At 63.4% G+C, this 11889-nt stretch carries 13 protein-coding genes; 6 read left to right on the top strand and 7 right to left on the bottom strand.

The annotated features are described in order from the left end of the window. Positions 1-2: 2 nt before the first annotated feature. Positions 3-1199: a thiolase domain-containing protein gene (locus AOT87_RS23625; protein WP_109398706.1), complete on the top strand. Its 1197-nt coding sequence runs from the start codon at positions 3-5 to the stop codon at positions 1197-1199. Continuing rightward, positions 1196-1597, top strand: coding sequence for a nuclear transport factor 2 family protein (locus tag AOT87_RS23630; protein ID WP_057964338.1), 402 nt, complete (start codon positions 1196-1198; stop codon positions 1595-1597). The genes AOT87_RS23625 and AOT87_RS23630 overlap by 4 nt, the downstream gene beginning before the upstream one ends. A 61-nt stretch (positions 1598-1658) precedes the next feature. Here the strand turns inward: AOT87_RS23630 and AOT87_RS23635 are convergent, their stop codons facing one another. Beyond that, complete coding sequence (locus AOT87_RS23635) at positions 1659-3005, bottom strand: FAD-dependent oxidoreductase (RefSeq protein ID WP_057968123.1); 1347 nt, start codon at positions 3003-3005, stop codon at positions 1659-1661. Positions 3006-3128: 123 nt separating this feature from the next. On the opposite strand from AOT87_RS23635, the gene AOT87_RS23640 reads away from it, so the two are divergent. Beyond that, complete coding sequence (locus AOT87_RS23640) at positions 3129-3599, top strand: nitroreductase family deazaflavin-dependent oxidoreductase (RefSeq protein WP_057964337.1); 471 nt, start codon at positions 3129-3131, stop codon at positions 3597-3599. A 3-nt stretch (positions 3600-3602) separates the two neighbouring features. On the opposite strand, the gene AOT87_RS23645 is transcribed toward AOT87_RS23640, so the two are convergent. Continuing rightward, complete coding sequence (locus AOT87_RS23645; RefSeq protein WP_057968124.1) at positions 3603-4124, bottom strand: gamma carbonic anhydrase family protein; 522 nt, start codon at positions 4122-4124, stop codon at positions 3603-3605. A 140-nt stretch (positions 4125-4264) separates the two neighbouring features. On the opposite strand from AOT87_RS23645, the gene AOT87_RS23650 reads away from it, so the two are divergent. Further along, complete coding sequence (locus AOT87_RS23650; protein WP_057968125.1) at positions 4265-5464, top strand: Rieske 2Fe-2S domain-containing protein; 1200 nt, start codon at positions 4265-4267, stop codon at positions 5462-5464. A gap of 52 nt (positions 5465-5516) precedes the next feature. Beyond that, a complete protein-coding gene (locus AOT87_RS23655) occupies positions 5517-5957 on the top strand; it encodes a hypothetical protein (RefSeq protein WP_081343474.1) in 441 nt (146 codons plus the stop codon). A gap of 1 nt (position 5958) precedes the next feature. Here AOT87_RS23655 and dtd read toward each other — a convergent pair whose 3' ends face one another. From dtd to AOT87_RS23680, 5 genes are read right to left on the bottom strand one after another with little or no spacing between them, the layout of a single operon-like run. Beyond that, the gene (dtd, locus tag AOT87_RS23660) at positions 5959-6390 is read right to left on the bottom strand and encodes a D-aminoacyl-tRNA deacylase (protein ID WP_057968127.1); all 432 of its coding nucleotides are present in this window, start codon (positions 6388-6390) and stop codon (positions 5959-5961) included. Between the two features lies 1 nt (position 6391). Further along, positions 6392-7696 carry an FAD/NAD(P)-binding protein gene (locus AOT87_RS23665; protein WP_057968128.1) on the bottom strand — a complete coding sequence of 435 codons (1305 nt, stop codon included), beginning with the start codon at positions 7694-7696 and terminating at the stop codon, positions 6392-6394. Then, a complete protein-coding gene (locus AOT87_RS23670; protein WP_057968129.1) occupies positions 7693-8856 on the bottom strand; it encodes a sulfotransferase in 1164 nt (387 codons plus the stop codon). Before AOT87_RS23670 ends, AOT87_RS23665 begins: the two co-directional genes overlap by 4 nt. A gap of 16 nt (positions 8857-8872) precedes the next feature. Further along, positions 8873-9658 carry an SDR family oxidoreductase gene (locus AOT87_RS23675; RefSeq protein WP_057968130.1) on the bottom strand — a complete coding sequence of 262 codons (786 nt, stop codon included), beginning with the start codon at positions 9656-9658 and terminating at the stop codon, positions 8873-8875. Next, positions 9658-10830, bottom strand: a complete 1173-nt coding sequence (locus tag AOT87_RS23680) for a DUF1214 domain-containing protein (RefSeq protein ID WP_057968131.1) — start codon at positions 10828-10830, stop codon at positions 9658-9660. The genes AOT87_RS23675 and AOT87_RS23680 overlap by 1 nt, the downstream gene beginning before the upstream one ends. Before the next feature lie 119 nt (positions 10831-10949). On the opposite strand from AOT87_RS23680, the gene AOT87_RS23685 reads away from it, so the two are divergent. Continuing rightward, positions 10950-11873, top strand: coding sequence for a helix-turn-helix domain-containing protein (locus AOT87_RS23685; protein WP_057968132.1), 924 nt, complete (start codon positions 10950-10952; stop codon positions 11871-11873). The last annotated feature ends 16 nt before the right edge of the window (positions 11874-11889 follow it).

Consider the following 11889-nt stretch of genomic DNA (forward strand, 5'->3'; position numbering starts at 1 on the left):
TCGTGGGTGCATCAAAAAACCTCGCTGCTGTGATCGGCACCGGGCAGACCAAGTACGTGGCCAAGCGCCAGGACGTCTCCATGAATGGCCTTGTCCGCGAAGCGATTGACCGGGCAATGACCGACGCGGGTGTCGGCTGGGACGATATCGACGCCGTCGTCGTGGGTAAGGCCCCCGACTTCTTCGAGGGCGTCATGATGCCCGAGCTCTTCATGGCGGACGCGATCGGCGCGACCGGAAAGCCCATGATCCGGGTACACACCGCCGGTTCGGTCGGCGGCTCCACCGGCGTGGTCGCGGCCAGCCTGGTGCAGTCGGGCAAATACCGCCGTGTGCTGGCACTGGCCTGGGAGAAGCAATCGGAGTCGAATGCCATGTGGGCGTTGTCGATTCCGGTGCCCTTCTCGGTGCCCGTGGGCGCGGGTGCGGGCGGATACTTCGCCCCACATGTGCGCGCATACATCGAACGCTCCAAGGCTCCGCTGGACACCGGAGCGATCGTCGCGGTCAAGGACCGGCTCAACGCGGCGAAGAACCCACTGGCACACCTTCACCAGCCGGATATCACCGTCGAGAAGGTGATGGCCTCTCCGATGTTGTGGGACCCGATCCGCTTCGACGAGACCTGCCCGTCCTCGGACGGCGCATGCGCAATCGTGGTGGGAGACGAAGAAACCGCCGATCGCCGTATCGCCGACGGCCATACAGTCGCGTGGGTGCATGCCACCGCGCTGCGCACCGAACCGCTCGACTACACCGGGCGCGACCGGGTGAATCCGGAGGCGGGACGCGACGCCGCGGCGGCATTGTGGCGTGACGCGGGAATCACCAGCCCGATCGACGAAATCGACGCCGCAGAGATCTACGTGCCGTTCTCGTGGTTCGAGCCGATGTGGCTGGAGAACCTGGGATTCGCGGCCGAGGGTGAGGGCTGGAAACTGACCCAGGCCGGCGAGACCGCCATTGGTGGCCGGATCCCCGTCAACGCCTCCGGCGGCGTGCTCTCCTCGAATCCGATTGGCGCCTCGGGCCTCATCCGTTTCGCGGAGGCCGCCATCCAGGTGATGGGCAAGGCCGGCGATCATCAGGTACCAGGCGCCAAGAAGGCGCTAGGCCACGCGTATGGCGGCGGTTCGCAGTACTACTCGATGTGGGTCGTGGGAAGCGAAAAGCCCGCAGGGAATGGGAGTAAGGCATGAGCCTCGCCGATGAAGCGGGCAAGCGTTCCCGTGCAGCCGTCGAAGCCCGCGACAAGCAGGCCTGGGTCGACAACTTCGCCGACGACGGCGTAGTGCAGGATCCGGTGGGTCCGTCGCCGTTCGATCCCGAGGGCAAGGGGCATCGCGGCAAGCAGGCCATTGCGGCTTTCTGGGACAACATCATTGCCCCCACCGAGAACCTGGATTTCATCTTCGACGCCACCTACGACTGCGGCACACATCAGGCCAACGTGGGCCGGATCGTCACCACGATGAACGGTTACCAGATGACGGCCGAGGGTGTGTTTACCTACGAGGCCAATGACGAGGGCAAGCTCGTCGTGTTGCGTGCGTACTGGGAGTTCGACAAGGTGGCGGGGACCGCCAAGAAGGTCTGACTCCGCCGAACCACATAAAGACCCCCGCGCTCGCGGCGACGGGGGCCTTTATGTCTTCGCGCTAAGAGGCCTGGCGACCGGCGCTGATCATCTCCTCGCGCGGTACCACTTTGATGCGTTCGCGGCCCTGCTCCTCGCCGAGGGCTACCTCGTGAGCATCGAGCCGTTCCCACTCCTCCCACGTGGTGTAGTCAATCCCGCTTCCCCGCAGATGCGCGAAAACCGCATCGGGGTCGGAGATTTCGGCGGGTTGAATACCCGGGAGGTCTACAAGCAGGCTGGAAATCGTCTCGGCTGCATCGGATTTGGTGTGTCCGATCAATCCCACGGGCCCGCGCTTGACCCAGCCCGTGACGTAGGTCGATTCGACCGGGATTCCGTCGATATCGAGCACCCGTCCGGCGTCGTGCGGAACAACCCCGGCGTGGTGGTCGAACGGCAGGTCCGCCAGGTGCGAGGAGATGTAGCCGACCGCGCGGTAGACCGCCTGCACCGGCCAGTCGGTGTATTCGCCTGTTCCCCTGACAGTTCCGTCGCCGATGAGCTCGGTGCGCTCGGTGCGCAGGGCTTCGACCCGATCGATCCCCAGCACGGCCGCCGGCGACTGGCACAGGTGGATGTGGATGCGATGCGGCGCGCCGGTGGGCTCGGTGTCCAGGTACTTCATCATGGTGTCGACGACGAGCTTGGTGGCCTTACTGGAATTGATGGCTTGCTGGCTGCCCTCGTCGATCTCAAATCCCTCTGGGTGCACGATGACATCCACACTCGGCGAGTGGGACAGCTCGCGAAACTCCATGGGGCTGAACTTGATCTGCGCCGGACCGCGCCGCGCGAAGACGTGCACGTCGGTGGCCTGGTTGAGCGCCAGGCCCTGATAGACGTTGTCGGGGATCTCGGTGCTGAGCTGTTCATCGGCAGGCTTGGCCAGCATGCGCGCGATATCCAGGGCCACATTCCCGGCTCCCAGCACCGCGACGCTCTTGGCCGTCAGCGGCCAGTCCCGCGGTACATCGGGGTGACCGTCGTACCAGGAGACGAAGTCGGCGGCGCCATAGCTTTCCGGAAGGTCGATACCGGGGATGTCGAGGTCACGGTCGGCGCGCGCGCCGGTCGAGAAGATCACCGCGTCGTAGAAGCGCCGCAGATCCGAGAGCTTGATGTCGGTGCCGTAGTGGACATTGCCGATGAACCGGATCTCGTCGCGCGAGAGCACCCGGCGCAGCGCCTTGATGATCTCCTTGATGCGGGGATGATCGGGAGCCACGCCGTAACGCACCAAGCCATAGGGCGCGGGCAGTCGATCGAACACATCGACCTGCGCCTGCTCGTACTCCTTGGTGAGGATATCGGCGGCGTAGATACCGGCCGGACCTGCGCCGATAACCGCGACTCGGATCTTCCTCATGCCATCCCCTTTGATTCGGACATCGATTAGGTAAGGCAAGCCTAAAAAGAATTCCGAAGAAAGTGGGACGCACGTCCAGAGATCCTGGTCACACTCCCGATCGCATCTCAGTAGCCTGAACGCGTGCTCATCGCGCTCATCCTCATCGTCGCCGCAGTTCCGCTCGCCCTATTCGCACTGCTCGTAGTCGGTATCCGGATGCAGATCCCCGCGATACTCAACGCGGTCCGCCGGTTCAATCGCGCCGTGACCAACCCCAGAGTGATGACAACCGCCGGTACCGCATCCACGTCAACAGCGGTCATCCACCACACCGGCAGGAACAGCGGACGTGCCTACGAGACCCCCGTCGAGGCCTTCGACACACACGAGAACACCGTGCTCATCCTCTTGCCGTACGGCGCGAACGCCGACTGGGTTCGCAATGTCATCGCACGGGGCGGGGCCGAACTGGTCCGGGCCGGGGAAACTCTGCGCCTTACCGACCCACGCGTGGTCCGCACCGCCGAAGTGCGTACCCAGCTGCCCGCCAAGGAACTGCGAATGCAGCGGGTATTCAACGTGCCCGACTGCCTGCAGCTGAGCAGGCCGTAGCGGTTACGTGTCCAAACCGTCCAGGTAGCGCTTCCCCAGCGCCTGGTAGGCGGCGGGAACGCCCTTGGTGAGGAACTCCGCGGGGGTGCCCGCGACGGGCCCCTTGACCTTGGCGGGCGAGCCCATCACCAGCACGTCCTCGGGGATTTGGCTGCCGCCGAGTACCAACGAACCCGCGGCCACCATGCTGCGCGAGCCGATGGAGGCGCCGTCGAGCACCGTCGCGTGATTTCCGATCAGGGCGCCGTCACCCACGGTGCAGCTGTGCACCAGGCACATGTGCGCCACCGTGGCTCCCTCACCGATATCGACCGGCATCCCCGGATCGCTGTGCAGCACCGACCCGTCCTGGATGTTGGCGCCCGCCCGGATCACAATCGGCGCGTAATCGGCGCGGATGACCGTGTTGAACCAGATCGAAGCGCCGGCTTCCACCGTGACATCCCCGATGAGACAGGCGGTCGGCGCGATGAACGCCTCAGGGTGGACGCTCGGGCTTTTTCCGTCGAGTGAGTACAAAGGCATGCGCAGACCCTAGCCAAGGGCCTTATTTGCGCTTGTGGCAGGCATATTTCTTGCGCCCCGGGGGGCCAAAACTGTAACATGTTCTAGTTGAAGACGGTCGCCACAGCGACCAGCATCGAAACACTGGAGGCAGCCCCGCCATGAGCACAGATACCGCAGGAATCGGCGTTCGCGAGATCGACGTCGGCGAGCTTCCCACGCGCTATGCCCGTGGTTGGCACTGCCTGGGCGTCGCAGAATCGTTCAGGGACGGAGAGCCGCACGCGATCGACGCGTTCGGTACCAAGCTGGTCGTATTCGCCGACACTCAGGGCGATATCAAGGTCCTCGACGGATACTGCCGTCACATGGGCGGCGACCTCTCCCAGGGCAGCATCAAGGGCGACAACGTCGCCTGCCCGTTCCACGACTGGCGCTGGGGCGGCGACGGCAAGTGCAAGCTGGTGCCCTACGCCAAGCGCACCCCCAAGCTGGCCCGCACCCGCAGCTGGACCACCGACGTCAAGAGCGGCCTCCTCTTCGTCTGGCATGACGCCGAGGGCAACGGCCCGACGGATGATGTGGAGATTCCGGAAGTTCCGGAGTTCGCCGACGACGGCTGGACCACCTGGGACTGGAACACCATCGTCATCGAAGGTTCCAATTGCCGTGAAATCGTGGACAACGTCACCGATATGGCGCACTTCTACTACATCCACTTCGGATTCCCAACGTTCTTCAAGAATGTCTTCGAGGGGCACATCGCCTCGCAGTACCTGCGCACCGTCGGCCGTCCCGATGTGCAGCTCGGTGGTTCCTCGCAGTACACCGGCGAGCAGATCCTCGATTCGGAAGCCTCGTACTTCGGGCCTTCCTTCATGATCAACTGGCTGCACAACAACTATGGCGGCTACAAGGCCGAGTCAATCCTGATCAACTGCCACTACCCGATCGACCAGAATTCCTTCGTGCTGCAGTACGGCGTCATCGTGCAGAAGCCCGAGGGCATGGACGAGAAGATGACCGGCAAGCTCTCGCGCGCCATGACCAAGGGTGTGGGACAAGGCTTCCTGCAGGACGTAGAGATCTGGAAGAACAAGACCCGTATCGACAACCCGCTGCTGGTCGAGGAGGACGGCGCCGTCTACCAGATGCGCCGGTGGTACTCGCAGTTCTACGTCGACAAGGCCGACGTCACTCCGGAAATGACCGACCGATTCGAACTCGAAATCGACACCACCAAGGCCAACGAATTCTGGCACGGCGAGGTCGACGAAAACCTGAAGCGGCAAGCGGACGAAAAGGCTTCCGCAGAAGCTCAAGCCGAGGCCGAAGCTCCCGCCGAGGCGACGCAAAGCTAGTGCGATGACGGAAGTTTCAGCATCGACTGAGGCCAACACCAGCCCACCTTCCGTGGAAGAGCTGGCTCAGTCGATGCTGGCTTTACATGGCGCCCACGGGGAAGACGAGGCTCACGAATCCGCTGGATCCGGCAGGCCGAACGGCCATTGGTCGAAGGCTCCCGCATTCGAACACAACCCGGAGCAGGCCGCGCTTCTGCACGAGGCGACCGAGAGCGACAAACAGCGGTATCTGACCTCCGGCCTGCAGGAGGTCGACTGCCGGTTCTGCCACGGCTCGGTAATGGTCAAGAAGCTGGGCATCAATCACACCGCGGTGCAATGGAATACCGAAGCAGCCGGACGCTGCGCCTACTTCGCACAGATACGCGAGGAGGGCACCAACACCGCGCGGGTGCGCGGGTGCCCGCGTCTGTCCGACAGCATCGCGCATGCCGTCGCCGAGGGGTGCCTCGACCCGATCTGCACGGCGCCCCCACCCGGGGACGGCTGAGCTAGAGCTCCAGCAGCACGGTCACCGGGCCGTCGTTGATCAGTTCAACCTGCATGTGCGCCCCGAAAATCCCGGCTTCCACCTGTGCGCCGAGATTGCGCAGTGCGTCCGCGAATGCCGTCACGATAGGTTCGGCGACACTTCCCGGCGCCGCGGCATTCCATGCGGGACGACGCCCCTTCTTCGTGTTGGCATACAACGTGAACTGACTGACCACCAGTACCGGGGCACCGACGTCGGCGGCCGACTTCTCCTCATCGAGGATGCGCAGTCGCCACAGTTTTTCCGCGAGTTGCGCGGCCGTCTGGGCATCGTCGTCATGGGTGACACCCACCAGGGCCAACAACCCCTGGCCTTCGGGGCGGATCGCACCGACCACCTCCCCCTCGACGGACACTGTCGCCGAAGTGACCCGCTGCACCAGAACACGCACGCTACGACCCTATCAGCGCTGCCAGTTTTTCCGCCTGTGCTCGAATCTCCACGAATGCCGTTGTTTCCCAGAGGTTCCCGCGCCTCAGTGGCCCTATTGCCCACATCGGCACCACCCCAGGCAGCAGCCTTCCATCGGTATCGGTATCCAACCCGAGGTTCAGTGGGCCGGGTCGCGCCAGGCCGTCGGCAAGGAGTTGGTTCCACAACCGATCGGCACCGGCGGTGAGATCGTATTGCGGCCCGGTGCAATTGATCACTGCGCACACGTGGAGAACCTGCCCTGTCGACAACGTCACGGCGACCCCGGAATCCGACGCAATAACGTCCTGCAGTTCCGCACGATGAACACGTAACGCACCGTCTGCGGTATCCCCGTCGATCTGAGCAGCAGTGCGCGGCGCCATCCGATGGCGGTGAATGTCCCACAGCCTGCGATATTTTCGCAGGAAACACTCGCGTTCACCCATACTCATACCCGCCCACAACGCGCCGACGTGGGGGCGCAGCGCATCCACGGCCGCACACATGTCGGCGCCCTCGGATATCACGTCCCGGACGTAATGCACGGCCTGCTCCAAGACGTCGCCGCGCTCAACAACGAACGCTGGAGCCCGCGCCGGAGGGTGTGGATCTAGTCGATGTGCTCGCGGGAGCAGCCCACCACGGGATATCGCATGCAGGATTCGGCCCGGCCGTCGCAGCGTGCAGGCCAGGTCGGCCATCGTCAGACCGGTTCCGACCAGAAGCAGGTCGCCGTCCTCGGGAAGGTTGTCGAGCACACCTGCGCGCCAGGGATCACTCACAAAGAGCGCACTGCGCCGCAACCAGTCTGGCGCCCAGGAGGTTCCGGGGGTATTCGGCCCGGCCGCCAGCACCACGGTGTCGGCGTGCACCTCGTCGCCATTGCATAAAGCAACCGAGAGCCCGCCGGCGTGCCGAGCCACCGCGACGGCGCGGTAATGGACCCGAGTCACGCGATCACCGCGTGCTCCTTCGAATGCACTGGAGAGGTAACGTCCGAACAGTTCTCGCGGAACGAAATCCTCGGGGCTCGCCTCTGGTAAGCCGTTTTCAGCAAGCCAGGCAACGAAATCTGCCAGCTCGGCAACAGTGACACTGAGCTTGCCCGCCGGAACGTTGAGAAGATGACGCGGATCCGCGGTGCGATAGGGCACTCCCGGCCCGGTCCTCCTATCGGGATCGATCAGTGTCAGATGTAGCGTCCCGGTGGCTGCGTGCCGCAGTAGATGCAGGGCGACAAGCGTTCCCGCCGCGCCGGCGCCCACTACGGCGATACGGGTCACAGCCCCGCGAAGCGCTCCATCACCGCTTCCTTACTCAGCCCATAGTCGGCAAGCGAGTAGACATGCTTGGGTGCGCGCGGGCCCTTTTGACTTTCGTCGTTCATCTTCTGCATCTCCACCAGAGCGGACGCCGACAGCTCCAATCCAAAGTGCCGGTAGATGGATTCAACGGTGCCGATCGGATCGGAGATGAAGTCGAAGTAGTCGACATCGCAGAACTGAGCCTCGTCGTACTTGGCGCGAGCAGACTTGAACGACTCCAGGCCCCGTGCCCAGGTATCCAGTTGATCGGCGCCAAGGGTCGCGCCGTCGAAGGTCTCTGACCAGCCTGCGGTGGCGTGCTCATTGAGCGAGCAGACCGAAGCGATGATGGTCTCCGCGGGGCGATGTGTCTGGATGACCAACGCGTCCGGGTACACCTCCATGAGCGCATCGAGCGCGAAAAGGTGGCTCGGATTCTTGAGCACCCAACGCTTTTCGATGTCATTGAGTCCAATCAGCTGCAAGTTGGCCTTGTAGCGCCGGTATGCCGGTGTCCAGTCCTGCTGCGACAGCCACTGGGCATATGACGGGACATGTGCAAGACATTCATACGACACCGAGTGCACCGACTGGCGCAGCAGCTGCCAGCATTCCTCCACCTCGGTTGCCGACATGTAGTGCAGGCCCATGAATTCCGGGTTATCCACGTGATGTTTGGAGAACTGTGCCTCGAGCTGCTGGTACACCGGGTTGGAATCCCAGGTGTCGCGAGCGGGCCGGGGCTGCGGGAAATCGGCCAGCCACATCTCCAAACCTTGGTGCATCGGATCGGCGTTGAGGAGGCGATGCAGCGCGGTAGTTCCGGTGCGTGGCAGGCCGGTGACGAAGATCGGCCGGTTGATGGCCACTTGCGCGTGGTCGGGATGCGCTTTGAAGGCGGCCTCACTGAGCAACCGAGCACCCAGTGCGCCGCGCAGGAAGACCCGAGACATCTTGGAGCCCAAGGGAGTCAGCCCGGCTTCGCTCTGATATGAGTCCAGCAGGACGCCCAGCGCTTCACGGTAGTTGTCGACGGACCCGTCCCCGAAGTCGTCCAGGCCGATCAGCCGGATGGCCGACTCGTGGAGATCATCGACTGTGCCGACACTGGTGCGTTCGGTGCTTGATTCGAAACTCATGCGGATCTCCTTGTGGCTAGGCGTGGAATTCGCCGCAGTTGACATCGAGGGCCTGGCCGGTGATCCCACTCGCGAGGCCAGAGGCAAGGAACAGCACGGCGTTGGCCACCTCATCGGTGGTCGGCAGCCGTTTCAGATCGGAATTCGCCGCCGTGTACTCATAGATCTGTTCGACGGTGCCGCCGTACTTCTTGGCCTGGTGCTCGAAGTAGCCCTTGAGGTTCTCGCCCCACATATATCCGGGCACAACCGAATTCACCCGAACTCCCTGCGGCCCCAGTTCCGTGGCCAATGATTGGGACATGGCCAACAGCGCGGCCTTGGCGATCTTGTAACTACCGTAACGAATCTGGGAATGCCGGATGACCATCGAGTTGATGTTGACGACCGACCCGTTCGATCGGGCGAGCGCGCCCGCAAAGCCCTGCGTCAGCCTCAGCGTACCGACCACCGTGAGTTCGACGCTATCGCGAATATGCTGATAGTCCGTCTTCTCCAGAGACTTCATCGAGGGAATGCTAAAGGCGTTGTTGACAAGGACGTCGATGCTTCCGAACGTTTCGGTGGCACGTTCGACGAGGTTGGCGACGCTGGCCTCATCAGTGATATCCGTGGCCACCGCAAGGGCTTTGCGCCCGGTCGCGGTGATCTGCTCAGCCACCTCGTCGAGGCGTGACTGGGTGCGTGCCGCGAGGACCACATCGGCACCGGCCGCGGCAAACTTGGTGGCCAGCGCACCGCCCAGTCCCGGGCCGATACCGGACACCACGACGACCTTGCCGTCAAAGTCGAGGAGACTCATCAGCCCAACATCCTTGCCCCGATGGCGTTCTGACGCTCGGCAATTCGACTGCGCCAGCCCTCCGCGTCGATCTGATTCAACGCATAGTGCGGCAGTTTCGCGGGCACATCGCCGATGTCCACCACCTCGACCGACGGACCATCGGCTCCTGTGAGCTGCCTATCGGCGCGTTGCCACCGGAACTGGAGGTATGCACGGCGATGCCCCAGCGTCTCAATCCAGTTGGTGACGCCAGGATTTGCGTTACTCACCACCATCCGGATGTTTCCGTCCGGATCCACCTGAGCCTGGCCGGAGTTCAGCGAGGTCTGATGGTTGATGTAATCAAGGGAGATGTACCACAGGCTTCCGAGCTGAAAACCCTGATACGGCGCATCGGATTTGGGGACGGTGATGATCATCGCCTGGTCGTCGGCCAGGTCATAGTGCCCCACCGAGGAGAACTGGGTGGCCAGACCGCCGGGCGTGAGTCGCGGCTCCGTCATGGTGTTGACGGGCAGATTGTCGTAGAACCATTTGGGGAATTGCAGCCACGTCTTGACTCGGTTCACCAGCTGCTTACCAGCACTGGCGTAACGTTTTTCGATCTGTTCCTTGGTCAGCGGAGCCGGTGCCGTACCTGCGGTGTCTACCCGCGCGATGGCGAGGGAACCGCGCTGCTGACGCCAGTCGCTGTACACCTCACGCATGACCAGCTGCGCCGGTCCGGGTCCGAGGGTGAAGTAGTTGGGCCGCGATTGACTGGCCGGCCCCGGGCCGAAACGGACCTCGAAGCTGCCGTCGCTCTCGATATGGATCTCGCGATCGTCGAAGGCAATGGCACTGCCCGGCACGTTCTTGTCGGTGTAGTCACCCCCGCCGAGCACCTGGAAGCTCAAATCAGCAGTAGTGCCGCGCTTTCCGGTGACCACGTACTCGTACTCGCCATTGACACGAGCACCGAAGTACAGGGTGTCGGGGTTATCCAGTCCCATCTTTGTGAACGGCCCCGTGCCGGATAGGAGGAATGGGTGATCGCGATCGGTATGAAAAGCCACGTGCGTACAGGCCGCAATGCCCTGCGCCAGATACTGAAGGCCCTCCAGCAGGTCGGCCTCTGATTCGATATGGGGTGCGGCGACAATCAGCTCCTCGGCTTCCGCGATCGCGGCCGTGAATGCCTCGCTGTACATGACGCTCCTGACTGGTACAAATGTGTACCGCAGTGGTAGAATCCCTCCAGACATTAGAGCGCCCTGCCAGGTACGTCAAGAATGTCTGGATCTACGCAGGGGCACAGGAGGTTTCGCCGGTGGTCGAGGAACGGGACAATGGGGCAGGCAGGACGTCGCCCCCTACCGAACGCGTGATGGCCGTACTCGATTTCCTGGCACGGCACCGCACCGAGCGCTTCGGACTTTCCGAATTGGCGCGCCGGTTAGGACTGAGCAAGCCCACCTGCCTGGGCATCGTGACCACCCTCGCCGAGTCGGGGTATCTCATCCGGGATGACCGCGACAAGACGTACAGCCTGGGCCCGGCGCTCATCCGTGTCGGCAGAGCCGCCCAGGAATCGCTGCGCGCCAAGCCGGCGAGCCGCGATCAATTACTCACGCTTACTCGAGAATTCGGGCACACCGCGGCGTTGTCCGCCGTCGTCAGCGATCGGGTCACGGTCCTGGAGGTGGTTAGTGACCCCGACCATCCAGTCCGGGTCGAGGTAGGCCAGAGTTATCCGTTCACTCCACCGGTGGGCCTGATGTTCGTGCTCTGGGACACCGACGAAACCATCGCCTCCTGGCTGGGCAAGGATCCGACCGCGCCCGGCCGTACCGCAGATGAACGGCTGCGCAAGGTAATCCAGGAGTGCCGTGCCGACGGCTATCTGGTCGAACTGCTGACCCCCGCCGGACGTCAGCTGTACTCACTCATGGCCGGAGTGCCCGGTGACATCCCCAACGAGTTGCGCGCCCTCCTCGGCGAGATCGTGTCGGGAATCGGCGAACGGGTCTACCTGCGCAGCGAGAACTACACCGTCGGCTCGGGGGCGAAAGTACGCCACCGGGTAAACGTGATGTCGGCACCGGTCTACGACCACAACGGCAAGCAGGCCATGGTCGCGAGCCTCTACATCGGCGACGACCTCACCGACGCCGAGATCACCGTGCGCGCCAAGGCTCTGGTACACACCGCGGACGGAATCACCGAACACATCGGCGGCACCAAGCCCGCCTAGCTCCACCGTTCCTCCC

This window comes from Mycobacteroides sp. H003, assembly GCF_001440135.1.
Lineage (GTDB): Bacteria > Actinomycetota > Actinomycetes > Mycobacteriales > Mycobacteriaceae > Mycobacterium > Mycobacterium gwanakae.